Source organism: Gluconobacter cerevisiae, assembly GCF_015244675.1.
Classification (GTDB): domain Bacteria; phylum Pseudomonadota; class Alphaproteobacteria; order Acetobacterales; family Acetobacteraceae; genus Gluconobacter; species Gluconobacter cerevisiae.
Genome location: NZ_JABCQO010000010.1, coordinates 1 through 25,279, shown reverse-complemented (window position 1 = coordinate 25,279; position 25,279 = coordinate 1). Strand labels below are relative to the sequence as shown.

Genomic DNA, 25,279 nt, shown 5'->3' with positions numbered 1-25,279 from the left:
TTACCATGGCATATGCCTACCCTACGTTTGAAACCATTCGTAAAAGAATGGAACAGGACATCGTAAACAGTACAGGCGTCAATCTTCCTGACCAATCAGTTCTACGAACAATAGCAAGAGCCGACTCAAAAGAAATCTACTACCTTTGGGCATTCCTACAATATTTGATCCTTCAGGCCAGCCCGGCGACGGCTACGGACGTTTATCTTGAGGAATGGGCATCCCTCAAAGGCATCACGCGAAAGTCTGCCGCTCTGGCAACAGGATCGGTTTCTTTCTCGGGCACAACGAACGCGACCATTCCAGCGGGTACGGTCCTGCAAAGAAGCGATGGCTTCATCTACACGACGAACATTCTTTCCAATGTTGGAAACAGTGTTCCCATAACAGCTACCGTTTCAGGCACATCCGGCAATGCGAGCGCAGGTTCAATGCTTTCGCTCATCAGCCCGATTGCGGGCGTAAACGCTTCCGTTACTCTAACCAACTCCATTGAAAATGGTACACCACTAGAAACAGATGATCAGCTTCGCGTTCGCGTAATCGACGCATTCAAAGTCCGAAGCGTAGGCGGTTCTTCGCAAGACCATGTGGACTGGGCTCTAGCCGTTCCCGGTGTCACCGCTGCATGGGTTAACCCCGTACCCGTTATGCCAGGGCAAGTGGTCCTGTATGTCATGATGGATCGTACAAACCAGTATCAGGGCTTCCCGCAAGGCTCGGACGGATCTTCAACGCTCGATACTCGCTGGCAGACAGCGACGGGGGATCAGCTCTCGGTCGCTAATGCGCTGCAATCCCAGAAGCCGGTCTCCGAGTTGTTGCTCGTTTGCTCCCCGATCAAAGTCTCAACAGACATCACCTTGTCTGGGCTCAAATCGGCATCGGCGTCCATTCAAAGTGCGATCAAAACCTCACTAACAACCTTATTTGAAAATCAGGGATCACCGCTTGGCTCGGTCATTTCGCAAGCCTCAATCATCGCTGCAATCAGCAGTGTGACGGGCTCAACTGACTTCACGCTGACAGCGCCGTCCGGGAACGTCACAACGACGCTCGGTCAGCTTCCTGTCATCGGCAACATTACCTACAACTAAGGAGGCGCCATGAGTAACCTTATTACCCGAACACAGGCAGCCGACTACATCAATGCTGCAAAGAACCTTCTTCCTAATGGCGATGCTTGGAACAAAAATCCCGGCAGTAATATGTCAAAGTTCGTTGAGGGTTTGAACCAAGAGAAACAGAGGTTCGATGATGCGGCCTGTGATCTCCTTGTTGATCTCTTCCCTGCGACGACAACAAACTTCATAGACGTGTGGGAAACGGCAGTAGGTCTGCCGAGTAAGTGCGTAACAGCAGACTCCAGTGATGATGAACGCAGAGGTCAGATCGTTGCTCGCTTAACGATGACGGGCAGCATCTCGAAAGACTTCTACGTCAACCATGCACGAGCAATGGGCTTCACGATCAAGGTAGTTGAGTATGGGGGTATCGTTCCGGGTGTTTACCGTTTCGGTGACGACGTTGGAACGATGGACGACGAAAGCCAAGTCTATGCCGTTACATTCGTGAGCACAGACAACCCGAACATTGCTTTTCTTGAATGCGAGTTCTCAGACCTAGTTCCTGCAATGTGCAAAGCATATTTTTACTACAATCCAAACTTCGCGTAATAAGGAAACCATTAAATACGATTGAATATATTCATTTTTAAGAGGTTATTTGATGTTCAATAAAACATATCAGGACCCTAATCCGGCTATCGGACAACAGGGAACAAAACTTACCACCACGGATATGAACACTATCGTTAGTGAGCTAAATGCAATCCTAACGTCACATGGCGTCAATCCCGACAACTCATCTGGCCAGATCAGCAACTTGTTGAACAAGACATTTGCGCCTCTGAACAGTCCGACACTAACAGGCACTCCTCTGACATCGCAGCCGGGTTCATCCGCGCCAGCTAACCAGATCGCTACCGTAGATTATGTGAACCAGAAGGCCATGCAAGCGACAGTCGGCTTTACGCCAGTTCAGCAGGGCGGTGGTGACTGGATGGCTAATAACAAGGTTTATATCGGCTGGACAGGTTCGGAGTTGATCGCGCAGGTCGATCAGACGCAACTAGGCGGCTTTGTATTCCAGCAAGAAGACGACAACACCTACGGTATTCGCAAAATAGGTTTCAATCATGTTGCTGGCACAACCTCTGCACAGGACAGTTCCGGGACATGGCACTATCTCGCTGAACAGAACTGGGTTCAGGGACAATACCTGCCCCTCATCGGTGGCGAGATATCCGGTTCATTGAAGGTCGATCAATCTGCGACAATCGGCGGCATCTCGCTCCAGCAGGATAGTTCAACCAGCGCTCATGTGATCTCGAACGCAGGGGATCATTATTATCATTCAATCTCCTTGGATAACGACATTTACCGAACAGACGCGACAACATGGAGTCAGGGTACTGGCAATATAATGACGTTCACTGACTTCAGTGGTCATTTCATGTTCAGAGACAGTTCCACTACCGGCGATATGGCTTCAAGAGTTCTGTCTCTCGCTCCCGCCAGTTCCACCCTTTATTCTCCTCTAGCCGTTTCAGGCTCCCTAACAGCGAACGACATAACGACTACTGGTCAGGCTACTATCGGTAAGGCGTTGAGTGTCGGCGCGTCGTCGGGCGGCACAATGGGTATAGAACTAGGCGATACCACTAACGGTCAGAACAATACCACCTATCTGGATTTCCATTCCTTCGGTGTTAATCATGACTTTGACGCTCGCATTTCTGCAAGCGGTGGTTCAGCATCTGCTACTGGTCAGGCATCCCTGAACTTCCAAGCCGCAAACGCTATTTTTTCATGCCCTCTCTCCGTAAGCGGCAAGATAACCGCTGGAGCACTAACGACCCCCAACCTGACGTCTAACCTATCCATCATTGATAATGGGTCTGACTGGGCAACCATCTACCTGAGCAATAGCGGCAAAAATCGCTGGACCATCGGAAAAAGCAATGCAGCAGAGACAGGCAACAACGCCGGTGGTGATCTGGTTATTTCTGCTTACTCGGACAGCAATACCCTCTTATCGACACCCCTCACGATAAGCAGAAACTCTGGCATCGTGTCAGTCGGCACAGGGTTGCAGGTTCCCACTGTTTCAACATCCGATAACTCTAAAAATGCAGCATCTACCTCGTTTGTTCACAACTACGTCGGAACGATTACGAACCAAACACTCCAAACAAGTTCAACGCCGACATTCCAAGGTGCTTTTCTAAAGACACTTGCATTCAACAACGGCGGAAACTCGTCGGTATATCAGGATACAAATCAGGGAAATGTTGTAATCCATACCAACAACGGCTCGGATCATTTTGCGATATTCAATCCTGACGGCTCTCTGAACCTAGGTGGAAATATCACTTCCGGTCAGGCCACCATCAACGGCGCTGCAATCGTGAATGGTGATGTCAGGGTAGGTCAGGGCAACTGGCTCTACACGAATACTATTGGTTCCTATAACGGAACAGTAGCTTTTAATGCCGGGGTTTTGGTCAATGGAAATCTAAGTGTAGGTGGCGAAGCATGGTACCAGACACACGGCAATGAAGATAATGGAACACACATAGCCACAACAGCTTTCGCCCATAACGTAGCCAATCAAAAAGCCAATGATGTTCAGTCATGGGTCAATAGTCAGGGTTATGGAACAACGAACTGGGTTAATGCCAACTATGTTCCGTGGAGCTCTTACCAAGGTGATTTCGGTTCCTCGGGAAACATCTGGAACTTTGCTTATGGTAATAGAATGGAGCCATTCCAAGTTAATGCAACTGACAATATGCGCGTAAACTTTCCGCAAGCATTTGGATCAGCACCAGTAGCAATCCTTATCACACCGGCCCAAGATATTGACGTCGATTTTGCAGCATATAACTGGGATGCCTCGGGTTTCACAATCCGAGTGGTAAATAGAGGTGCTACTCAGTTCTCAGTAGTAGCTTTTGGACCAAAGTAAGGAGATTGATATGACAAAAACAACAGCAGATTATCCAGCAAGATATTATGCCTCGTATGATACGACAGCTACGCAGCCGACTATCGTAACAGGATGGTATGATACGGGCGATATGGGGTCTTTGGACAATGTACCAGATGCCTCAAACATGATTCCATTAACAGAAGCTCAGTGGAATGATCCAACATTCCGTCTGCCTGTGGGAAAAGGTGTCAAGGGCAAGAGGGTGGTGGATTACACAGCACCGGTTTACGTTGCCCCTCTCTCCGATCAAGCACAAACTGCCCTGGCGGATGCAAGAACATACGTGCAGAACAACTATACGATGCTGAATGAGGCCACGCCGGATGCGTGGGTAACGTACTTAAAGGCACTGATGGCAATCGATAATGGGACGGACACAAAGTCTAAAACACTCCCAAGCGCACCATCTGCAAACTAAAACTACTGAAACAAAAACGGAGAAGCGATGTCTAATCTCACAAACAGCAAGATTGTTATAGCAAGGTATCCTGCCCTCGATCAGCAAGCCATTTATCTAGCGAGCCGTGATCAGTCCTCCTCGATCACATACTCTCTCGATATCCGAAACCTTATATCGGCGTCTGACACTCTGGTCAGTTGCTCGATACGAAACATCGGCGATGCGTCTAGCGATAACTGCCTAGTCATCGGCCCGGCGTCGGCAGCCGGAACCGTTGTTAGTTTTACCCTTTCACAAGGCAGCAACAGCACGACTTACTTCTTGGAGTTCACCTTCAGGATGAAAAGCGGAGACGTGTTGGTCTTCCACGTCAACGCACCGATTATGCAGGTCGGCCTGCTGTCTGAAACTCCGCAACTTGCACTCGGTCCTCAGGGCGAGCGCAGTGAGCTATTGAGGTACCTCGCCCAAACCTCATAGAGCGTCGTACAGAGCCATTTAGTATCTGGGCTACAATGTGTAGCGAGAAGACCTAGACCGCACTGTATAACGCTCTCAGGGGCTCTCTGTATTCAGCAGAAGTCCTCGGTGTGGCTAGTCCGTTGGTTCTGGCTTCCCTCAAGTAGCACACTACATTCAAGTAATATAAGGACAATACTAGACTTGCCCATCAGGTAGGTTTGTCTTTTCTTTTCCGCGTCAATATCCAAAGAGTATAAGAAAAGCCTATCTTTGACATAGGAAGGTATTCAGAAAGGAAACATATTAGCGATGTAGGCAAGCAATAACGCAAAGCCAAAAAGCAGAGAACACTTACAATGACCGCTCTTAGCAAGCTACAGTTCGTTAAAGAAGTTGACGCCGAGAATGATCGGGCACCACACGTCCGCAAGCGGTTCGTTGAAGGCGTCGAAGTGCAGTTGCGGGCACTACAGGCAGAGGTCGAAGGCAAGCCCTTCAATCTGATGCGTGAACGCCGTGAGAAGGACGAAGCAACAGGCGAGACCAACAAGTTCGAGAAGTCTGTGAGATTTGCGACGTGGTGGGAGAAAGGCAACAACGCCTACTTTGTTTCTCCCCGATACGGCTCGAAGAAGATCCAGCTTTCCGAAGGCGGAGCAGCTATTAAGACCGGTCCCAAGTTAGATGACGTTAAGGCAGTGCTTGAACTGCTGATCGTAGCAGCGAAGGCCGGGGAACTCGACAAGCCCCTGCTGGCAACAAGCGAACGCAAGCGCAAAGAGGAAGAGGTTGTAGCTGCAAAGCCGGAAACACCCCGCATAGGCGCACAGGCCCGCACTGGTCGCGGTCACTGAGAAACAACCGGGGAGCGCAGGCTCCCCTTTTTTGTGAGGTGGGACATGGCGAAGAAGACATACAGGCTCGGATCGAGTGCAGCGGCCTACACGCCGGGGATAATCGCCTGGGCGAAGAACGGATACGCGTTCGAGGAAGACCGTGCAGGGATGCGACAGGTTCTAGCAAAGGCATACGGCATCCCCGAGGATGCAGCGCACCAGTTACTCAGCGGAGAAGTTGAGCACCGAATCGAAGATGACGTGGTGGTGTTTGAGGTCGAGGAAGGCGACTAGCCTTCCCATCCGCCTCCCACCTTTTCGGTTGACGCAACCCCCACTGTCTACTAAAGTTTACACATGGAAATCAAACTAAGCCCTCTTTTTATACGTTGGCTTAACGGGCTGAAGGATAGCCGAGGGGCTGCCAAAATCAGAGCCCGATTGATCCAGATGGAAGGCGGCTCATTTGGCGATGTTAAGGCGTGCGGAATGGGTGTTTCCGAAAGCCGCATACATTATGGGCCGGGTTACAGGATATACTTTGTGCAGCGCGGTGCGGTCCTTGTCGTTGTTCTCGGCGGAGGCACTAAGAGGACACAAAGCAAGGACATCGAGACAGCGAAGCAGATGGCGCAGGAGTTAGAGGAATGATGAAGGTTTCAGAGCTACAGACCTTTAACAGTGTTGAAGCAGCACAAGACCCTCTCGTTCAAGAGGAACTGCTCAACATGGCATGGGAAGACGGTAATATCCCGGCGATCACTCACGCGCTCTCCGTCATCGCTAAAGCACGAGGAATGTCCGAGACAGCCAACAAGGCTGGTATCAGCCGCCCGGCTCTTTACAAGGCCCTCTCCGATAAGGGGAACCCCAGTTTGTCGAGCCTCATGGGCATCATGAGAGCACTTGGGATACAGGCCACGTTTCACACCTCTGCTTGATCCCCGAAAGAGCAATAACAGAAAGGCGCTTCGGCGCCTTTTTTTGTGACTAAATGGGATTTCTCTAAGAAATGCAGAATATATGTTAAATGAGGAAGACCAGAACCAGTAAACTAGTCAGATATAACCAAAAGCATCACTTCATTTTATTCTATAGCCAACTAATAAATAACCATAAATCTCAAAGTCTTCGATAGGAATACTTTCAGAACTTCGCAATAAACTACTCGAAGGAGACAGTTTATGTTGTTTGCAGTTCTTGAAACACTTTCCCCCGTTGATGATTCCATCATTCATACCGAGGAACTTTGTCTTACCCCTTGGGAGTATGAACAGCGCAAGCGTGAACTGTCTGACCTTCAAGAACTAATCGTCATTGAAGAGGGCATAGCATGAGCTTCACACAATCCGATCTCCGACAGTTCACTGGATCGACGACATGGTGGCGTTTGCCAACCGGAGTACTTCTGACAGACGGAGCAAAGTTCATCGCAGAGAATGGCTGCTCGTGGATCATTGACCTGATCGGTAGCCACCAACTGAACACAAAGGTCAAAGCCGAGGAGTTTCAGACATGGACCATCCGCAAATACGAGGACAACACCGCAATAGCGACATGCACTGACGGAGGAAAAGAGGGAGGCGAGCCCGTCACGCTTACGAGCCAGAAGGTTCTCTATACGGATATGCCCGTGAAGGAGATCAAGCTCTATCGGGTTGATGATGGAGAGAACCGGGTGATCATGCTCAACACCGAATATTGAGCAGAAGTTAGGTCTCCAAAAAAAGAAGCCCCTATCGTCAAGTCGGGGCTTCTTTTTGATATGATCCTTCATGGAGGACCATATGAACGACCTGACACCTCTTAGCACCGATCTAGAACAAGCGACTCACGCTTTAGGCCATGTCGTGAAAGCAATACCTGGCCTTGGAGAAGCTGTTTATGAAACGGTCAGGTTAGTATGGACCGATCCGATTATGCGCCGGCGAAGAAAGAGAAACCTTCGACACGAACTCGCTATGGCTGAAGAAATGATCGAGGGGCAAAAGCGGCTTGAAGAGGTTTCCACAACAGCCGCCAAACAGGTTCTGGAGCCCGCGATGGAAGAAGATCGCGAGGAACTGCAAAAGCTCTGGAGTGCCTTGATCGCTAGGATGCTGGTTCAAAAAGATACCGGTATCACCAGCTCAGTCATCAAGATCATCAAACAGCTTGATCCCGTTGATGCTCTGGTTCTCGACATGTACGGCTGCAAAGAGACCAAAGAGAGCCACGCGAAGGTTAATCACTTTGGTCTCCGGATCGAGTTCGAGAGAAGGATCGGGCAAGCCGACGATGCCAATGAGTTGATATTGGCGGACTCATGCCAACGCCTGATGGAACTAGGGTGTATAAAATATCACGGGCTTACGCCTCCATCGGTTTTGAGCGGTCCGTATAGTCCCAGCATAGATACCCAGATCACAACGCGGGGTTATCTCGTGTGGAAACTTGTTCAACCCCCCACCAAGCCATCTGAAACGAGTGAGCAGCCATAACATTTTAAGGAAACAACACTCATTCAGCCCATTAAGGTAATCTCACCCGCGAAGGAAAGTCCGAGTCGCAAGGCTCGGACTTTCCTGTGGATGGTCATTTGCGATTCGCAATGCGCCCAAGTAGCACAGAAAAAGCACAGCACAACTTGTCATTGAAAATATCCAGCATATTACTGGTTTTTTTCGTAATGCGTCCTATTTGTAAACCGAAGGTCGGGGGTTCAAATCCCTCACCCGGCACCAGCTTTTCCAAAAAGCATGGCAACAGCATTTTGGCGAACGGTCAGGACCGTTTCGGATAAAATCCGGCCATGCATTTTCCTCACAGAATTAGCATTCTTTGCCGATCTCAATAATGCACAAGTATTGCATTCACAGAGGGTGAAATGTGGGTATTCCAAAAATCCCCTTGACAGGCCTGAGGCAGAATCCTGATAGCCCCTGCGATTCTTTTCTAAAATAATCTCATAAAATCAACGACTTAACACAAGACACGAGCGTAGGCACACGACTCGAAGCACTTTTAAGAAGCTGATTTTTCTTGTGGATAAGTCTGTTTGTAAAAGTCAGCGAGACGGATGTAGCAAAATTCACGCGAATCCGCGTTGAATCTAGCGCAGCATCCTTCAAAGTAAAAAACTAAGGAGTTTTTATTTTTATTGATCGTTTACTGAATTGAATATTTTATGACGCGGGCCAAAAAAAATGAATGACAATAGATATCAGAACAAGCAACGCTGCCACCATAGCCCAAACGAGCAAATTCGGCGGCTTTAGAGAAGCTTCCTCAACAGGATTTTCAAGCTGCGCTTCCCGCGCTTCATTCATCAGCCGTTCAAGATCGTTTTCAGCAAGATCTTGAACGGCTGATGCCAAGCTGGGGCCAGGTTCAGGATTGGCCATCCAGAACCGCCATCATTTCAGACCACTCCCGCTTGGTCAGTCCGGAATTTTCCTGCGTGACGGTTTCGCCCGCCAGACGTCGCCGTACAACCTTCAGCATTCCGGCCGAAAGCGTAAAGGCACCGAGACGATATTCTTCGAACGCCGCAGACGTCGCAGGCACCCACGCCTTGAGAATTTCGATCATTTTTTCCGCATAGACGCGGATCTCGTACTGCGCATGCGGATCAGCGCGCAGGGCGAGGAAATGCATCAGATTGTGCAGATCAATCTTCCAGTACCACTGCGTATAGGTGTTCAGGGTCAGATTGATCCGTGCAAGCTCGCGCGCCAGACCCGTCCCTTCAGGGTTCAGCAGGCTTTCGTAATCGTCATAGCACTGGCTGGCATCCCGACGCAGGATTTCGAGAACCTCGTGCGCCGTCTCAGCATCCAACGCATCGCTGCGTCCCTGGCGGTTCGAGCTGCTCTGCGTCGCCACCTGATCTGGAGCAGGCAGGTAGAACTCCCGGTCCAGAATGGAATAACGCGCCGAATACTCGTTCACGCTCGCCATACGATGCCGAATCCACTGTCGCGCGACGAACACAGGCAGCTTCACATGGAATTTAATTTCGCACATCTCGAACGGGGTCGAGTGACGGTGGCGCATCAGATAGCGAATCAGCCCCGCATCTTCGGAGACTTTCTTCGTCCCACGTCCATAGGACACACGCGCAGCCTGCACGACCGCACCATCGTCGCCCATGTAATCGACCACGCGCAGGAAACCATGATCCAGCACCTCGAAAGGTGTGAAGAGCAGGCTTTCCATCGCCGGCACGGTCGGACGGGACGTAAGCTGGGGTTCGCTGCGCTGAGCTTCGATCTCGGCGCGCTGTTCGGATGTGAGTGCCATGGCGGCGGCTTTAGCATGGGCTTTCGGCTGGCGTCATCCGAATGAATCGGATTGACACGATTCCTGCGCCTTAATTTTTTTCGTCACTGCCTTTTCCCTTGCGGGCGGGCAGCGGCACTCCTATGTTCGTCAGTGCAAGGGGTTCGTCCCCGGCTATGGCGATAAACGGTAAGTGGAATAAGTGTTGTGGACCCGGGGGCAGTGCCCGGCGTCTCCACCATGAAAAACCCCTCGCAAAAGGGGTCTGTGGGGACGAAACAGGCTCGACGCGCACGGTAAAGACTTATCTTTTGCCCGGCATTGTACCACCGTCATCGGGCTAAACTTACAAGTGCCAACGATAACTCAGAGGTGCTCGCTGTCGCTGCATAAGCGATAAGCGCGGTTCGGGAGGGCACCGGGCAACAGAAGCCCTCCCACCTCATCATGTCTCCGACATTCCTTTCAAAGACGACTTGCCATCTGTGCCCGTCTGTCGCATCCCTGATGCAAGAATTGACCGAAACATCAGGCTTGCGACCATGAGCGACGACGATCACAACGGCCAGGACGGCTTCGAGCACGAGCTTCCCGAGAGCCTCCTCCCCTATGATGACTGGGTGGAAGACGCCTATCGTGAAGTCATGCTACGTGCGATCGAGCATGTTGCGGCTGAGGGACTGCCGGGAGCCCATCACTTCTATCTGACGTTCCGCACGAACCGGCCGGATGTGATCATCCCGGCCCGTCTGCGAGCGCAGTACCCCGAAGAAATGACCATTGTCCTTCAGCATCAGTTCTGGGATCTGGCGCTGGACCGCGACAAGAACGTGATTTCGGTCGGTCTGTCCTTCGGTGGCGTTGGGAGCATCCTGTGCATTCCCGTCAATGCCATCACGGCCTTTGCCGACCCCCATATCCGTATGGCCCTGCGCTTCAATCATTCTCCGCTTGAAGACGATGAGGATATCGAGATTCCCGAAGGCGCCGTGGAGCCAGACGACATCGACCCTGCCCATCATCCGGACGTTCTGCCCGAACCCTCTGCTTCGGAAGACGGCAAGAAAGACGCGGAAGTCGTCAGCCTCGCCGCATTCCGCAAGCGTCCGCCCAGCTAGGCGTTAGCCAGAGTGTGTGGTTCCGGCCTATACTAACTGGAACCAATGGCCTGACTGTCGCTTTCATGAGGGATCCCCATGCGCTTTACCGTCGATCGCCTTGACCATATCGTGCTGACCGTCCGCAACCGCGACCTGTCTGCGTCTTGGTATCAGCGGGTTCTGGGCATGGATATCGACGAGTATGGCCGTAACAACCGCGTGGCCCTGAGCTTTGGTGGTCAGAAGATCAATCTTCGCCCCGAAGGTACAGAAGGATGGGACACCGCCGGGGCCGCCGCTCCCGGAACATCGGATCTGTGTTTCACAACCGCCATCGCAAGCGAACAGATCGTCAAGCATCTGGAGAAATGTGGTGTGGAAATCGTTGAAGGCCCTGTCGCGCGTCTTGGCGCACTTGGTCCGATCACATCCATCTATTGCCGAGACCCGGATGGCAATCTGATCGAACTTGCATCCTATAACGGCTGAAGGCGGGGGTGCCTCGCCCCACCACCTTCAGATAATGTTACCAGTTTTTGGAAATCAGCCAGAATTCCTCGGATGTGAGGGTAATGGCATTGCAGTCTTTGGTTTCGGCTGCAGCCTTGGCAAGGGCATGAATCCGTTCGATCATGATCGTCTTGCGCTGATGGGCCTCGGACGTTTCCTTTACGGTCGACAGGGTCTGAAGAGCGGATTCGGAGGCTTTGGCGACGCGTGCAGCGTCAATGGCGGCATAAGACATGAAATGTCTCCCTGAATTGTAAAAGACCCCTCGGAGCCTACTCCACGTCTGCCAGCATACCAACTCTGTTACCCACGAGATGACGTTAGAGAGGCTTTTAAACCGGAGTAACCGCCACCGCAGCTTCATAGGCGTCCAACACTTCTTCGGTCGGACCGTCCATGCGGATTTCTCCGCTTTCCATCCAGATGATGCGCGTACACCACTGACGCAGAATCGGCAGCGCGTGCGACGTCACCACCAGAATCTCAGCCGCATCGACCATGCCTTCCAGCCGTGCCTTGGCCTTGTCCTGAAACTTCTGGTCGCCAGCCATGAACCATTCGTCCATCAGCAGGATCCGGGGGCGCGGAACCGTCGCCAGTGCAAACCCCAGACGGACAGACATGCCAGAGGAATAAAGTCGCACCGGAAGGTCGAAGAACGCTCCCAGATCCGAGAACGCCTCCACATCCTTTTCCAGTTCCTCTGTCGCGACCCGCCCCATCCCCATACGGCAGGCAAAGAGCTGGATGTTTTCGCGCCCCGTCAGCTCGCCATTCATCCCCGCATTGGGATCGATGAGGGCATGGGTGTCGCCTTCAATATCCAGCGTCCCCTGATTTGTTTCGTAAATTCCGGCAAGAACGCGCAGGAGCGTCGATTTTCCTGCACCGTTATGCCCGACCAGCCCGACCCGCTCCCCTTCGGAAATCGTGAAACTGACGTTGAAAAGTGCCTGAACTTCCACGACTTCAGCGGAATTACCGCTGACACGCATTCGACCGCCCACAGCCCCGTTCCGCGCAGCTACGGTGCTTTTCGCACGAGCCAGCAGAGTCTTTTTCAGCGAACGCGAGCCGCCATGCAGAACAGGAAACGACAGGGAGAGATCTTCAAGACGGATATGGGCCATGATGTCAGATCCAGAAGACCAGACGCGCCCGCGTCCGGATGAATGCGCGCACTGCAATCAGCCAGAACACAGCACTGATCGCCAGCGCAATGCCCCAAATCTGCAAGGACGGCACATGCCCGAGCAGGGGCTCCCGCACGATTTCCAGCAACGGATAGAAGGGATTGTACAGCAGATAGGATACTTTTGCTCCGAGCTGCTGCGGCATCCAGATGACCGGCGTTACGTAAAACACGATCTGCAACAGCGCCCCGACGATGGGTGCAACATCCCTGAAACGCGCGCAGAGCGAGCCGAACACCATGCAGGCGGCAAAGCCGTCCAGCGCCCAGAGCAGAAGTGCCGGAAGCGCCAGAACGGCATTCACTCCCGGCCAGACATGATAAATGGCGAATACGGCAAGCGGCACTACAATATTATGGGCAAACACGATCGCGTTCCGGACCACCACCCGCAGCGCATAGAGCAGAAGCGGCAACTGGACGGAGCGCACCATGGCTTCCGCTTCCAGAAAACAGGTGCAGGATTCCTGGATCAGGCTTGAAAGCCCCACACTCCACAAGGTGAGCGACAGCGATAGAAACGGCAGGTAGGTCGCAAGCTGCATATGGAACAGCCGACTGTAAAGAACGCCCATCGAGGCGACCATCAGCGCGGAAGTAATCGTGAGCCAGAAAGGTCCCAGCGCGGACCCTCGATACCGAAGCCGGATGTCGAGCCAGCCGAGCCGCACGCCCAGCTTCCACAGACGTCGCGTCTCCCTCCAGTCCGCCCAGGCCCGCGCAGCAGGACTGCTACGAGGAGTGTCACGACGGGCCTGTCTGCGCGGCGCTTCGTTCCGTGCAGCATCGGAAACTGGAGAAGGTACACTCATACTGTCCGCCTACCCGATCCCCTATGTCCCGGCAAGAAGACGCTACAGTGATGTTCATGTTCCGGGAAGTTCATATTCGGGAAATGAATTGCCGCTACACTCTGTCCGACGCACAATCCTGCGTCAGAAAATCTGCCCGCCAGAGCCCTTTTTCCTAGTTTCGCCGCAATCCCCGTGTATGCTTGGCGCAATGAGACCAGTTTTCCTCAGGTGCCCAGACCCGATGCCCAGACCCGTCTTTCCGCCCCGGACGCCCGTCCGCACCCTGTCTCTCATCCGTGCAGGAGCTGCATTCGGTCTGGTCGGGCTGTTGGCGGCCTGCGCTGGCAACAATGCCGATATGGGATCATCTTCGGAGATGCCGGTCTCGCAGGAAGCGGCCAATTACCGTGCCCATGCGAAATCCTATTACGCTCCTCCCGGCCCTCCCGGTGACCCGTGGGGCCCCTATATCCGCGAAGCCTCAGACCGCTTTGACGTGCCTGATGCGTGGATCCGGGCCGTAATGCAGCAGGAATCCGGCGGTCATCTTTTCGATCATAACGGTAATTTCATCACGTCGGTTCCCGGTGCAATGGGCCTCCTGCAGCTCATGCCCCCGACCTATGACGATATGCGCCAGCAATACGGGCTTGGCGAAGATCCTTTCGATCCGCATGACAACATTCTCGCAGGCACAGCCTATCTGCGCCAGATGTATGACATCTATGGCTCTCCCGGCTTTCTCGCAGCGTATAATGACGGTCCGGGCAGCCTTGACCGCTATCTCCGTCGCGGCCGTGCCCTGCCGCGTGAGACACGCCGGTATGTCGCCGCGATCGGCCCCCATATTGCCGGTATTGCGCCCCATAACCGCTCCGCCGCCGATCTTCTGGTCGCACAGCACGACCCTAACGCGCAGGTCATGCTGGCACAGAACACCCAGTCTGCAGATATAGCGCCGACAACACCGCCCTCCGAACAGCAGGCGGTCAGCGCGGCATGGAGCCACCGGAAACCCGCCGAAACGGCGTCTGACGATACGGACTCCGACACACCGGATGCGACGCCACAGAGTGCAGCATCGCCCGCCGAAACTCCGGTTCAGGTCGCTTCCGCTGCGGGGTCTGAAGCGCCGACAAGCATCAGCGCCGCCTGGGCCGCCCGCGGTTATGCTCCAGCACCCGCTCACCCTCTCGTGCGTCAGGCCTCTGTGCCCGCAGACGATGTGGCTGACAACCGCGTGACGGCACAGGAAATCCCGATCGGACATCATCTTCAGCCCCAGCCGATCATGGCCGTCATGCCAGCCAGTCGTCCCCAGTATCGCATGGCGCTTCCTGCCGCATCCGCTCCGGCCCGGAGCCCAGCGATAACGGGAAAAGCGGCCGGGAACTGGGCCATTCAGGTCGGCGCTTTCGCCAATGCCCGACAGGCAAGCCTCGCCACCTCGACGGCTCACAGCAAAGGTGGTGTCGTGGTGGCGTCCGCCAAATCTCAGGTAGAGAGTGTCAAAAGTGGCCACGCCCATCTCTATCGCGCCCGTTTGACGGGGCTGACACATGAAAATGCGGTTGCAGCCTGCCGCCGTCTGTCGCACGGTTCTCCCTGCGTCGTGGTTCCGCCCGGCGCCTATTGATCCGTTTGCCGGGCTGCATGTTGGCCCGCTTTTCTGACAGGAATACAAAACCCCGATGCGCCGCTTTCTTGCAACGACCGCTTTCTGTGCTGTCGCCCTCTCCGGCGCCCTGACGATCACTCCGGCTCACGCCGCTCTCGAAACCGGCAGCCATGCTCCGGATTTCTCGGCCCCTGCGAGCCTCGGAGGGCACGAGTTCACCTATCATCTGGCCGAGGCCCTCAAAACTGGCCCGGTGGTCCTGTATTTCTATCCGGCAGCTTTCACCAAAGGTTGCACGATTGAAGCCCATGAATTCGCGGACGCCATTCCCGACTTCAAGGCGCAGGGTGCAACCGTCATCGGCGTCTCCATGGACCCGATCGACAAGCTGAACCGGTTTTCGGTTAGCGAATGCCGTAGCGCTTTCGCTGTCGCTGCCGATCCGACAGGCAAGATTACCCGCAACTACGCCGCCAAAATGCCCCTGCTACACATGGCGAGCCGAACCTCCTATGTCATCGCACCAGACGGTCATATCGTCATGAGCTATGCCTCGATGTCTCCCGACGAGCATGTCTCGCGCGCGCTTGCCGCGGTAAAGGCCCTGAAGCAGACCCCGTGAGCGCACGTTCCACTTCAGCGCCTTCCGATCTGTTCGGCCACCATCATGTGGGCGATTCAGGCCCTCTGAAACTGTCTGCGGATGTCACCAGCACCGCAATCTATGGTGGCCCGAAAGACTGCTACCGCTACGCTCTGCGCCGCGTCTGGGATGACAAACGCCCCATGGTCATGTGGCTGATGATGAACCCGTCCGTCGCAACGGAATTTGGCGATGACCGCACGGTCGCCAAATGCCAGCGCTATGCCCGGGCATGGGGCTATGGCGGCATGTTCGTCGGCAACAGCTTTGCTTACCGGTGCACAGACCAGAAACGCCTGCTTGAGGTGGATGACCCAGTCGGGCCGGACAACAATGCCCATCTGCTGGAGATGGCCCGACAGGCCGATCTGGTCGTACTGGCTTACGGGTCTCCGCAGGCCAAGGGCCTGCGCGCGCGGGGCACCGAGGTTGCACGGTTGCTGAGACAAAACGGCATCAGGGTCACAGCCCTGCGACTGAGCAAGAGCGGACGTCCTGAACATCCGCTTTATCTGCCTTCCATTCTCATGCCAGAGCCGCTCGACCCGGATACGCTGGGCTGAACGGCGTTTGCGCGGTCAGGCTGCGTCAGTTCGCAGCCTTGTCATGTTCATTGATAATCCACACCAGCACGACATGTTGGTCATGGTTCGGGTAGGTAGCCTGCGCCTGAAAAGCTCCCCCAACATTCTTGCTCTTGTACAACGCCTGAATAGCCTGCTGGTCTGCGGACATCAGCTCATTTGAAACAGGCCCGCCTGCACGAAGCTTCGTCGCTGCTTCCAGATCAGCTGTCGAAACTTTCTTGTTCCCCTGAAACTCGACCCGATCCAAAACCAGAGCAGTAGGCTGCGCCGGGGCACTGGCGGCCTGTTCCTCAAGAATGACCTTGACGGCCACGCCATTACCGGAAATCCGCAGACGCTCCTCCAGACTGGTCCCGACATGCCGGGATGAATAAAGCTCGCCGATACGCTTCTGGGACGCATCCAGATCGTTGCGCGTAACCTTGTCTCCCGCATGATATCCGAACGCCTGAAGAATATCTGCGGTCGGAACGCGGCTGTTCCCCTGAATGGCAACACTCATCAGCTTAAGCGGGACATCCGGAGCCGGAACCGCAGCAAAAGCATACTCCGTGGCAGCCGTTCCGGCGAAGGACGCAACAGCCAGCGAGACGCTCAGAACACTCCGGACGAGCAGGGGGCGAAGGGACATCAGGCAATTCCTGTCATGAAAAAAACTCTGACTTTTACGCTACAGGAGTTCCCGGCTTTGGCAAATCACCGCCGGATATCACGCCGGGAAAATCCTGATCCCAGCCTGCTTTTTCGTATCCGAGCACGTCTGGTGACAACAATTTAGTTGCGAATAAATCTCATTATCGCAATAACGCCTCCAACCGCTTCTCGCTTCGAGGTTTCCGTGCGCGCATCGCTTTCCATACCTTTCTCAAACCCGCTCCAGGTTGCGCGTCTGTTCTGTCTGCTGCTGGCAGGAACAGCTTTTCCCGTTTTCGCAGCCCCTGTCTCCACCGTCGCGGACGCAACAGCCACGGCTCCTGCAAAGCCTCCAATCGAAGCGCAGCAGATCAGTCAGGACGAGGAAATCGTTGTCCGGGCCAGACGCCGGGACCAGATGCAGGTCAGCAGCGGCGGACAGCTCGGAGCCTTGGGCAACAAAAAGGGGCTGGATGTTCCGTTCAACATCCGCAGCTACAATTCCAGCCTGATCCTGAACCAGCAGTCCCAGACGCTCGGCGAGGTGCTGGAAAACGATCCGACCGTCCGCACAACATACGGCTACGGCAATTTCTCGGAAATGTTCGTCATCCGCGGCTTTGCCGTGAACGGTGATGACGTTTCGATCAACGGGCTTTATGGCATCACGCCCCGGCAGCTCGTCTCACCCGAACTCTACGATCAGGTACAGGTTCTCAACGGCGCCAGCGCGTTCCTCAACGGGGCAGCGCCCAGCGGCTCTGCCATTGGCGGCAATATCAACCTGCTGTTCAAGCACGCAACGAATGCTCCCCTCACCCGCCTCACCGGCGATTACACCAGCAGCGCCATGGGCGGCGGTAGCATCGACGTCGGTCGGCGCTTCGGACAGGACAAGGATTTCGGCGTTCGACTGAATGTCGCAGGCAAGAGCGGCCAAGACGCCGTCACGGACGAATACCGCCATTCCACGACCCTGGGCGCTGATTTCGACTGGCACGACCGCGACAACCGCACCCGCGTTACAATGGATATCGACTATGAGAACCAAGGCGTGGACGGGGGACGACCGGCGATCTTCCTTGGCAGCGCCGTCACATCCGTCCCCCGCCCTGTCGCGCCATCACATAACTTCGGGCAGCGCTGGGCGTATAATGACCTGAACTATGTTTTCGGCATGCTGAACGCCGAGCATGACCTGACGAAAAACATCACGCTCTATGGCGCGTTTGGTGCCCTCACCAGCAATGAAAAGGGCAATTATTCCAACCCGACCGTCACAGACCCTAACACCGGCGCAGGGACGGCGGGCGCGATGTATGTGCCTTACAACCAGACCAATGAAAGCACGCGCGCGGGCGTTCGCGCCCATTTCCGCACCGGCTTCATCCGCCATGAAATCAATGCCGGCGGTTCAGGACTGTGGGAAGACAGCGCCGCCGCCTACGCCATGGCAGGGACACCGGGTGCGACCAACATCTACAACACGCCGCAGTTCGCTGCCCCGCCGGAAACTACCGTCGGCGGTGTTCTTGATGACCCGCAATCCACCAACCGCACGCGCCTGTACAGCCTGTTCTTCTCGGACACGATGTCCTTCTTCCACGACCGTGTCGCCCTGACAGGCGGCTTCCGGTACCAGAACATGCTCATCAAAGGTTACGCCTACAGCAAGACCGGTCAGGGCGCGATGAACAACCATTACGATCAGGACGCCATCACCCCGGTCGTAGGTCTGGTCATTCATCCGACGCGCCGGACGTCTCTGTATTTCAACCGGATCGAGGGTCTGTCAAAGGGGCCGACAGCTTCGGGAAATGTCGTGAATCTGGGCGAAATTTTCCCGCCTTACAAATCCACACAGTATGAAGTGGGCGCGAAATACGACACGGGCCGCTTCAGCGCCGCGCTCGCCGTCTATGAGATTTCACAGCCCAACGCCTATTCCGTAGCACTCGGCAATACGGGCCAGTTCGCCTTCCGTGAAGACGGATTACAGCGGAACCGGGGCATCGAACTGACGCTGAATGGCGAGATCCTGCCCGGCCTGCGCTTCAATGGTGGCGGCACCGTCATTCAGGCCGATCTGCGGCATACGGCAAACGGTCTTCAGGACGGTAATACTGCTATCGGCGTGCCGAACTACACCATCAACGGCAATCTCGAATACGACCTGCCGTTCCTCAAGGGCGCTACGGTCGTCGGACGCGTGGTCAATACCGGCAAGCAGTGGGTCAACACTGCCAACACGCTTCACATCCCGGTGTGGACGCGCTTCGATCTGGCAGGGCGCTATACGTTCGTGACGCATCATACACCAGTCACCCTCCGCTTCGGCGTCGATAACCTGGCCAACACGCGTTACTGGTCCTCGGCTTTCAACGGCTATCTGATGCAGGGCATGCCCCGCACGTTCAAGTTCTCCTTCACGACGGATCTGTAATCCGTCCCACAGTGCTGGAAACGAAAAACGCGCCCTCCCATACGGGAGCGGCGCGTTTTTCATGTCAGACATCCTGATCGGGAGCGATCAGAACGTGATGCCCGTTTCGAAATCCAGAAGCAGCGGGTTCTTGTAGCGGTTCGTGCCGCCCGTGCTCCAGATATACTGCGCACCCGGCCGAATCACGAGCCAGGGCGTCGGACGCCAGCCATAGTTCAGTTCGATCGCATGTTCGCCGGAGGGCTTGTTGATGCCCTGTGCACCCGAGGACTGCATCTGGCGTGCCCAGATCGTGAGCTTCGGATTGACCCAGAGCATCTTCATGCCAAGGCTGATCGTATCGTTCGGGCGGTTACGGAACGTGCCCTTGCGGGTCACACCCCAAGTAATGAAATACGGCGCGACGGACGTGCGCGGATCGCCCCATGTGAAGGACGTGAACAGTGTTGTGCCACGGTTCGGATCGGCCGCATCGCGCTCCAGCATCCGGTCAAACTGGAACCAGCCGCCGAAGCGTCCACGCACCTTCTGGGTCGGCGCAGACAGCAGATACTCTGCCGGAACGGAGAACATGCTGAGCTTGGAATAGACATCGCTGACTTCGGACGTGTCCCAGTACCCGCCGATCTTGACATTGGTCTGGAGCGGACCGCTGTAATCGTCCTTCCCGCCCTGATGCCAGCCGAGCTGGAACGGAATATAGGTTCCGATCGCGTCGTGAAGGTTCAGCTTCCAGCCGTTATGCGTGTTCGAGATCGTCGGGTCGATCGAATACGCGCCGAACTGCACCAGATAATGGTCATTGCCCGCCGGATAGAACTTCACCCAGGCGCCCGGATGCGCCGTCGGATACCAGCCATAGCCCGAGTTCATCGCAATGGACTGCGGCATACCGCAGATCGCATTGGATTCGAACTGGCAGTACTGGCTCATGCCCCAGTAAATGGACGACTGCTCGAAATCGTTCTCAGTGTTGATTTCACCAACTTCGGTCGACACATAACGGTTCCAGGGCATTTCCCAGGACAGACGCGTCAGACGCACCGTCTCGCCCGAACCGAAAATCTGCTGCGGGCTGTCCAGCGCCGGAAGCGTCGCGCCAATGCCCAGTCCCTGACGCGCCGTGATCAGCGTATGGAACATGCCGAGATTCAGGCCCGTGAGCTTTTTGAGGTTGAAATCGACATTGATGCCGAATTCATCCGCATAACGCACAGCCTTGGTCTTGCCACCCATCGGGTTCCCGGCACTGTCCTCAAGATAGTGTCCCCCGATATTGATGCCCTTGTCCGTCAGCCATGTCCGCCAACCGCCCCAGTCGCCCGTCATGGTGCTCTGGGTCAGCCAGTCGTGAAAAGACGCCGGAAAGAAACGGTTCTCGGTTGTATCGGACGTGGTGGCTGCAGGCTCAACGCCTTTGGGTGTCGGCTTGACGAGCTGTGGCACCGGGGAAATGGATTTCGTGCGGATCTGCGGCGTGCCCATGGTCGCCGTACTGGTTCTGGCCGCCGCCTTCTGATGACCGTCCACCACACCGGCGGGCGTCGTCTGGGCATATGCGGCGTTCGTAAAGCCGGAAAGCAGCGCTGTCATGGCGCAGGCCGTCCACAGCGTTTTCGTCCAATCCTGTCCGAGCTTCCCCATCTTTCCAACCGTCTCCCTGTGACACCATGACAGCCGCCAGAACCCGATCATGCGGCCGGGAGATGTCATACAGTCCGAAAACGGTCCAGAATAGAGCATGGAAGACGTCAGTTTTCGTAATATGTCCTTCAGGACACGCTCACGACGGCTGACGTCATTTTTTAATCTGGGGATTTCTCCATGATTACAAAAAGTTTAACGCTACAGTTTCGGCACGTTATCTCCCGATCACAGTTGCGTGTTCCCGGTCCCAGCGCCGCGTCAGGGGTTCAAGACAAAGCAGTAACACGACCACCGCAGCAGCGATTTCACACAATGTCCGAAAAAGTCCGGCATAGAGCGAAGCCCCACCACCTCCGGCGATCACTTCAGGAGACAGCGCAGCCTGATTGGCGACGAGACTGCCCACATACATGGCAATGCCCCACAGCAAATAAAGCGCTCCCATCATAAAGCCACTCAAACGGGCGGGGGAGTAACAGGCAACGACTGCCAGCCCCAGCCCAATCGTCAGCAGCTCAGCCAAAGACAGAAAGCCATATCCCACCACCATCACCCAAGGGGAAACCAGACCATCTGTATGGGCCGCCGCTGCCCACCACACGCCAAACCCCACGGCGACCATGGCATAGCCAAGAATCATCTTGCGGGCATGAGAAGTCTGTTTCTGCTGTTGTCCCATCCGGTTGTAGAGAAAGGCCAGTACGGGACTGAGAGCCATGATCCAGAGGGAGTTGAGCACCTGAAACTGCCCTGCCGACATATGAAACAGCGTCACGCTGCCAATGCGGTAGTCTCCCGAAACACCACGAAGGGCAAAGAGCGTCAGGGACGTCATCATCTGCTGATAGAAAACGAGATAGATCGTCCCCTGTAGACACAGCATATAGGTCAGCCGCAGTCCCGGACGCTCGATCTTCGGCGCCCGCACATACAATGCCGTCCAGATGCCGGCGAGGGTCGCTCCCGCTGCAATCACGCAAAGCCGGGCCAGCGTGTCACTGCCCAGAATCCATGCGTTGAAAACGGTCATGAGGACGAGGCCAACCCCGACCAGCCCAAACCTGCGCAGCGGCACAGGCTGTTTTTCGGCAGCAGGTGTGGTGGAATCAAGCCAGTTGGACCGCAGCACATAATACAGCAGCCCAATCCCAAGCCCAACCGCACATGCGGCAAACGCAGAAGGCGCCCCATAACGGATCTGCAACCAGGGCGTCAGCAGCATGGAGACTGTCGAACCGACATTGACGGACATGTAATAGAGCGTAAATGCCGCATCGAGTGCGGCATCATCGCCCTTGTATATCCGGCGGACCAGATTTCCGGCATTAGGCTTAAACAGCCCGTTTCCCGTGCAAATCAGAGCCATCGCGACCAGGAGCAAAGTGTGGGACTGCAGCGCTCCGGCCAGAACGGCATAGCCACATGTCAGCAGAAGAGCCCCCATGACGACGGTTCGCCGCGCACCCAGCACGCGGTCTCCAATCACGCCACCAACAAGCGGCATGATGTAGGTCAGGGCCCCGAAGGCACCCATCATGAGGTTGGCCGCGGCATCCCCCATCTGGAGATGCACGACCATGAACAGCGTAAGAACGGCCTGCATGCCGTAATATCCGAACCGCTCCCACAGTTCGATGGCCAGAACAACGGTAAACGCCTTCCGGCGCATCCCAGGGGCGGAAGGAAGAGAAGAAGCAGTCATGCAGAACCCGTCAGAAACCAGAAGACGGGCGGCACCTTAAGGCAAATGCCACTCCCCGGCGAGGATCAGTGCGTGCGTACTGATGAGCCCCAGAACCACCGCGAAGATCAGCGCAACAATCCCGCCGATAATATCACTCCACGGCCATTCCGGCAGTCTCGACCGGACACGACGCACCATCCCCATCTCTTCAGCTCTCCTGCTGGCTGAAGAAGGCCTCCAGCTCGGGGGAGACAGTACCGATATGGACCTGCAACGTCACCAGCAGATCACCGGCCGGATGCTTTTTATCGCTTCCGATCCCGCGTCCGGACAGACGCAGGACCTTGCCGCTATCGGAGTGCTTCGGGATCTTGACCGAAACGTCACCCTTCGGGGTCGAAACGGCAATCTTACCGCCCAGAACGGCCGTTTTCAGGTCCAAATTCTGCGTCATCCGCAGGTTCCGCCCCTCACGGACATACCGGCTGTCAGGCGTGACGGAAATCGTCAGAAGCGCATCTCCCGCGACGCCCGGCTGACCATCCATACCCGGCCGTCCCGGCGCGCCCTTGCCGCGCACACGCAGGGTCTGCCCGTCTTCCACCCCCGGCGGGATGCGGACCTCCGTATGTCCTCCCTCGCCGAGCGTCAGGTCAAGCGACGTTCCCAGAACAGCCTGCTGAAACGAAATCGTCACCGCAAAACGGCGGTCTGACCCCTTGGAAGCACGACGCCCGCCCGAACCACCAGGCTGGAAATCGCCGCTGAATCCGCCGCTGAACATGTCCGAAAAGAAGGAGCCGAGATCTTCCTGATTGAATCCGCCCTGAAAACCCTGTCCGCCCGGACGTGGCCCGCCCGGACCATATCCACCGCCACCACCGAAAGGCCCACGCTCCTGCCCCTCGCCATCAATCTCCCCACGGTCGAACCGCGCGCGCTTTTCCTTGTCGCCAACAATATTGTACGCCTGCCCGATCGCTTTGAAGCGCTCTTCGGCTTTCTTGTCGTCCGGGTTGTGGTCCGGATGGTACTGCTTGGCCAGCTTCCGATACGCGCTGCGAATGTCCTTGTCCGTCGCCGTTTTCGAAACGCCCAGTACCGAATATGGGTCGCTCATCTCATTTCCCCGTCTTCTTCAGGTCCCTCATCCAGCAGGGAAATTAGGACCGCAATAACTTCATCCTGCGGGAAGCCAGCCCGCACACCGTCTGAGATCAGGTCTTGCAGTCTTGGTCGCAGATAATCTTCTGCGGGATATCCGTCGTCTGCCATCTCTGATCCTCCGTTATTTCCAGATGTGTGACCACTGCCGCTTCTGGTCAATGTTTCAGAACAAACTCTGCAATATCAGGCACGACAGCACCATCCAGCGGAAGCGACCCATCAGTGGCAGGAACCGTATCCAAATCCGCCAGCGAATGAATCGCCGACGGCAACAGAACAACCGTCGCCTCAGGATCAGCAGCCTTGAGAAGCGGTACATCATCAGTAGCGCAGATTTGCCGATCGGCACCGCCCTGAACGATCAAGACCGGCCCGTGATATGCCTTGAGCAACAAGGCTGGATCATGATGGAAAAGATCGATCATGAAATCCTGCACCCGCGGATGAAAGACACCCCGCAACCCCGGATGTAGCGTCTGGACATCCACATAGCGTCCAGCTTCGAGCGCATCAATCGCAGCATCCATCTGCGGCAGAACCGTTTTGGCCGACGGAATGGCATGAAGCTGCGCCCGCAGGACTTCGCCAAGCGGTCGTCCCGGAGTGGACAGAAGGATCAGTCCGCAGATATCCGCCTGTCCCTGAGCGCTGGCAAGAGCAACGAGGCCGCCTTCGCTATGCCCCAACACCCAGACGCACCTCGCACCAGTTTTGGCCCGGATGAGCGTAATCCAGCTTCGCACGTCGCTCGCGTACTCCGCGATCGTGACGTTATTACCGTCGGCCACGGCCTGTTTGCTGCCGAACATCCCGCGCTTGTCGATCCGGACGGAAGAAATCCCGTGAGTGGCAAGACCATCCGCAATCTGTCGAAGCGTCGCAGGCTTCTGCCCCAGAGCCGAATTTCCGTCACGGTCCGTCGGCCCGGAGCCGGGGATCATCAGCACAACAGGCGTACCAGAACCTGCATTCACGAACGTCCCGGCCAGCACTCCCAGAGGGCCGGGGGCCGTGATGGGGTTGCTCTCAGCCGCCAATGCATGCGACGCCAAACCGCAGACGCCTGAGAGGAGAAGGAGGAAACGAAATATCTTCGACTTCATTCTGCGTCTCCTGCTCAGGCGTCTTTGCTGCTTTAACGAGTGAAGGCTCTGACGAAGGCGTTTTGCTGTTTGACTTCGACGGGGAGTCTTGTGTCGGTGAGGGCTTTTCCCTGCCATCCGGCGCCGAGGGCGATGTAGAGAGCGACA

Annotated in this window: 28 protein-coding genes and 1 other RNA gene; 18 read left to right on the top strand and 11 right to left on the bottom strand. The window is 55.5% G+C overall.

Going from position 1 to position 25,279, the window contains the following annotated elements:
* The first annotated feature begins 5 nt into the window (after positions 1-5).
* The 11 genes from HKD21_RS11425 (at position 6) to HKD21_RS11375 (ending at position 8,231) form a co-directional block, all read left to right on the top strand.
* Complete coding sequence (locus HKD21_RS11425) at positions 6-1,097, top strand: baseplate J/gp47 family protein (RefSeq protein WP_167383489.1); 1,092 nt, start codon at positions 6-8, stop codon at positions 1,095-1,097.
* Positions 1,098-1,106: 9 nt separating this feature from the next.
* Entirely contained in the window at positions 1,107-1,676 is a 570-nt protein-coding gene (locus HKD21_RS11420) for a putative phage tail protein (RefSeq protein ID WP_099287436.1), read from the top strand.
* A 52-nt stretch (positions 1,677-1,728) separates the two neighbouring features.
* The gene (locus HKD21_RS11415; protein ID WP_194255819.1) at positions 1,729-4,029 is read left to right on the top strand and encodes an autotransporter outer membrane beta-barrel domain-containing protein; all 2,301 of its coding nucleotides are present in this window, start codon (positions 1,729-1,731) and stop codon (positions 4,027-4,029) included.
* A gap of 10 nt (positions 4,030-4,039) precedes the next feature.
* Complete coding sequence (locus HKD21_RS11410) at positions 4,040-4,471, top strand: hypothetical protein (RefSeq protein ID WP_099287434.1); 432 nt, start codon at positions 4,040-4,042, stop codon at positions 4,469-4,471.
* 800 nt (positions 4,472-5,271) lie between these two features.
* Positions 5,272-5,769 carry a hypothetical protein gene (locus tag HKD21_RS11405; RefSeq protein ID WP_099287432.1) on the top strand — a complete coding sequence of 166 codons (498 nt, stop codon included), beginning with the start codon at positions 5,272-5,274 and terminating at the stop codon, positions 5,767-5,769.
* Positions 5,770-5,814: 45 nt separating this feature from the next.
* Entirely contained in the window at positions 5,815-6,045 is a 231-nt protein-coding gene (locus tag HKD21_RS11400; RefSeq protein ID WP_099287431.1) for a hypothetical protein, read from the top strand.
* Between the two features lie 63 nt (positions 6,046-6,108).
* Entirely contained in the window at positions 6,109-6,402 is a 294-nt protein-coding gene (locus HKD21_RS11395; RefSeq protein WP_099287430.1) for a type II toxin-antitoxin system RelE/ParE family toxin, read from the top strand.
* Complete coding sequence (locus HKD21_RS11390; RefSeq protein WP_174694299.1) at positions 6,399-6,692, top strand: addiction module antidote protein; 294 nt, start codon at positions 6,399-6,401, stop codon at positions 6,690-6,692. The genes HKD21_RS11395 and HKD21_RS11390 overlap by 4 nt, the downstream gene beginning before the upstream one ends.
* A gap of 243 nt (positions 6,693-6,935) precedes the next feature.
* Positions 6,936-7,088: a hypothetical protein gene (locus HKD21_RS11385; RefSeq protein WP_167383488.1), complete on the top strand. Its 153-nt coding sequence runs from the start codon at positions 6,936-6,938 to the stop codon at positions 7,086-7,088.
* Complete coding sequence (locus tag HKD21_RS11380; RefSeq protein ID WP_099287429.1) at positions 7,085-7,456, top strand: DUF6876 family protein; 372 nt, start codon at positions 7,085-7,087, stop codon at positions 7,454-7,456. Before HKD21_RS11385 ends, HKD21_RS11380 begins: the two co-directional genes overlap by 4 nt.
* Before the next feature lie 82 nt (positions 7,457-7,538).
* The gene (locus tag HKD21_RS11375; RefSeq protein WP_167383487.1) at positions 7,539-8,231 is read left to right on the top strand and encodes an Abi-alpha family protein; all 693 of its coding nucleotides are present in this window, start codon (positions 7,539-7,541) and stop codon (positions 8,229-8,231) included.
* Between the two features lie 684 nt (positions 8,232-8,915).
* On the opposite strand, the gene HKD21_RS11370 is transcribed toward HKD21_RS11375, so the two are convergent.
* Together HKD21_RS11370 and thyX are read right to left on the bottom strand one after the other, a co-directional pair.
* Entirely contained in the window at positions 8,916-9,134 is a 219-nt protein-coding gene (locus tag HKD21_RS11370) for a hypothetical protein (protein WP_194255818.1), read from the bottom strand.
* The gene (gene thyX, locus HKD21_RS11365; protein WP_194255817.1) at positions 9,121-10,032 is read right to left on the bottom strand and encodes an FAD-dependent thymidylate synthase; all 912 of its coding nucleotides are present in this window, start codon (positions 10,030-10,032) and stop codon (positions 9,121-9,123) included. The genes HKD21_RS11370 and thyX overlap by 14 nt, the downstream gene beginning before the upstream one ends.
* 94 nt (positions 10,033-10,126) lie before the next feature.
* On the opposite strand from thyX, the gene ssrA reads away from it, so the two are divergent.
* The 3 genes from ssrA (at position 10,127) to HKD21_RS11350 (ending at position 11,600) form a co-directional block, all read left to right on the top strand.
* Positions 10,127-10,451, top strand: a transfer-messenger RNA (tmRNA) gene (gene ssrA, locus HKD21_RS11360).
* A 102-nt stretch (positions 10,452-10,553) separates the two neighbouring features.
* A complete protein-coding gene (locus HKD21_RS11355; RefSeq protein ID WP_194255816.1) occupies positions 10,554-11,129 on the top strand; it encodes an SspB family protein in 576 nt (191 codons plus the stop codon).
* Between the two features lie 78 nt (positions 11,130-11,207).
* Entirely contained in the window at positions 11,208-11,600 is a 393-nt protein-coding gene (locus HKD21_RS11350; RefSeq protein ID WP_194255815.1) for a VOC family protein, read from the top strand.
* Between the two features lie 37 nt (positions 11,601-11,637).
* Here HKD21_RS11350 and HKD21_RS11345 read toward each other — a convergent pair whose 3' ends face one another.
* The 3 genes from HKD21_RS11345 to HKD21_RS11335 all read right to left on the bottom strand — a co-directional run bounded on the left by HKD21_RS11345 (position 11,638) and on the right by HKD21_RS11335 (position 13,625).
* Complete coding sequence (locus HKD21_RS11345) at positions 11,638-11,856, bottom strand: hypothetical protein (protein ID WP_011252962.1); 219 nt, start codon at positions 11,854-11,856, stop codon at positions 11,638-11,640.
* A 97-nt stretch (positions 11,857-11,953) separates the two neighbouring features.
* A complete protein-coding gene (locus tag HKD21_RS11340; protein WP_194255814.1) occupies positions 11,954-12,751 on the bottom strand; it encodes an ABC transporter ATP-binding protein in 798 nt (265 codons plus the stop codon).
* Between the two features lie 4 nt (positions 12,752-12,755).
* Positions 12,756-13,625 (bottom strand): ABC transporter permease, encoded by an 870-nt coding sequence (locus HKD21_RS11335; protein WP_194255813.1) that lies wholly within the window; start codon positions 13,623-13,625, stop codon positions 12,756-12,758.
* 223 nt (positions 13,626-13,848) lie between these two features.
* Here HKD21_RS11335 and HKD21_RS11330 point away from each other — a divergent pair, with 223 nt between their 5' ends.
* Genes HKD21_RS11330 through HKD21_RS11320 form a run of 3 tightly spaced genes read left to right on the top strand, consistent with a single transcriptional unit; the run spans position 13,849 to position 16,431 of the window.
* Positions 13,849-15,243 carry a transglycosylase SLT domain-containing protein gene (locus HKD21_RS11330; RefSeq protein WP_194255812.1) on the top strand — a complete coding sequence of 465 codons (1,395 nt, stop codon included), beginning with the start codon at positions 13,849-13,851 and terminating at the stop codon, positions 15,241-15,243.
* Positions 15,244-15,298: 55 nt separating this feature from the next.
* Positions 15,299-15,847, top strand: a complete 549-nt coding sequence (locus HKD21_RS11325) for a peroxiredoxin (RefSeq protein ID WP_194255811.1) — start codon at positions 15,299-15,301, stop codon at positions 15,845-15,847.
* On the top strand, positions 15,844-16,431 hold the full coding sequence (locus HKD21_RS11320) for a DUF1643 domain-containing protein (protein ID WP_194255810.1): 588 nt from the start codon (positions 15,844-15,846) through the stop codon (positions 16,429-16,431). The genes HKD21_RS11325 and HKD21_RS11320 overlap by 4 nt, the downstream gene beginning before the upstream one ends.
* 25 nt (positions 16,432-16,456) lie before the next feature.
* Here HKD21_RS11320 and HKD21_RS11315 read toward each other — a convergent pair whose 3' ends face one another.
* Positions 16,457-17,086: a POTRA domain-containing protein gene (locus tag HKD21_RS11315; RefSeq protein WP_194255809.1), complete on the bottom strand. Its 630-nt coding sequence runs from the start codon at positions 17,084-17,086 to the stop codon at positions 16,457-16,459.
* A 207-nt stretch (positions 17,087-17,293) separates the two neighbouring features.
* Between HKD21_RS11315 and HKD21_RS11310 the strand changes: the two genes are divergently transcribed.
* A complete protein-coding gene (locus tag HKD21_RS11310) occupies positions 17,294-19,531 on the top strand; it encodes a TonB-dependent receptor (protein WP_194255808.1) in 2,238 nt (745 codons plus the stop codon).
* A gap of 87 nt (positions 19,532-19,618) precedes the next feature.
* Here the strand turns inward: HKD21_RS11310 and HKD21_RS11305 are convergent, their stop codons facing one another.
* The 5 genes from HKD21_RS11305 to HKD21_RS11285 form a co-directional block, all read right to left on the bottom strand.
* Positions 19,619-21,175, bottom strand: a complete 1,557-nt coding sequence (locus HKD21_RS11305) for a carbohydrate porin (RefSeq protein WP_194255854.1) — start codon at positions 21,173-21,175, stop codon at positions 19,619-19,621.
* A 217-nt stretch (positions 21,176-21,392) separates the two neighbouring features.
* Complete coding sequence (locus tag HKD21_RS11300) at positions 21,393-22,880, bottom strand: peptide MFS transporter (RefSeq protein ID WP_194255807.1); 1,488 nt, start codon at positions 22,878-22,880, stop codon at positions 21,393-21,395.
* 190 nt (positions 22,881-23,070) lie between these two features.
* Positions 23,071-23,982 carry a DnaJ C-terminal domain-containing protein gene (locus tag HKD21_RS11295; protein ID WP_194255806.1) on the bottom strand — a complete coding sequence of 304 codons (912 nt, stop codon included), beginning with the start codon at positions 23,980-23,982 and terminating at the stop codon, positions 23,071-23,073.
* The gene (locus tag HKD21_RS11290) at positions 23,979-24,137 is read right to left on the bottom strand and encodes a hypothetical protein (RefSeq protein WP_194255805.1); all 159 of its coding nucleotides are present in this window, start codon (positions 24,135-24,137) and stop codon (positions 23,979-23,981) included. The genes HKD21_RS11295 and HKD21_RS11290 overlap by 4 nt, the downstream gene beginning before the upstream one ends.
* Positions 24,138-24,184: 47 nt before the next feature.
* Positions 24,185-25,132, bottom strand: coding sequence for an alpha/beta hydrolase (locus HKD21_RS11285; protein WP_194255804.1), 948 nt, complete (start codon positions 25,130-25,132; stop codon positions 24,185-24,187).
* Positions 25,133-25,279: the final 147 nt, after the last annotated feature.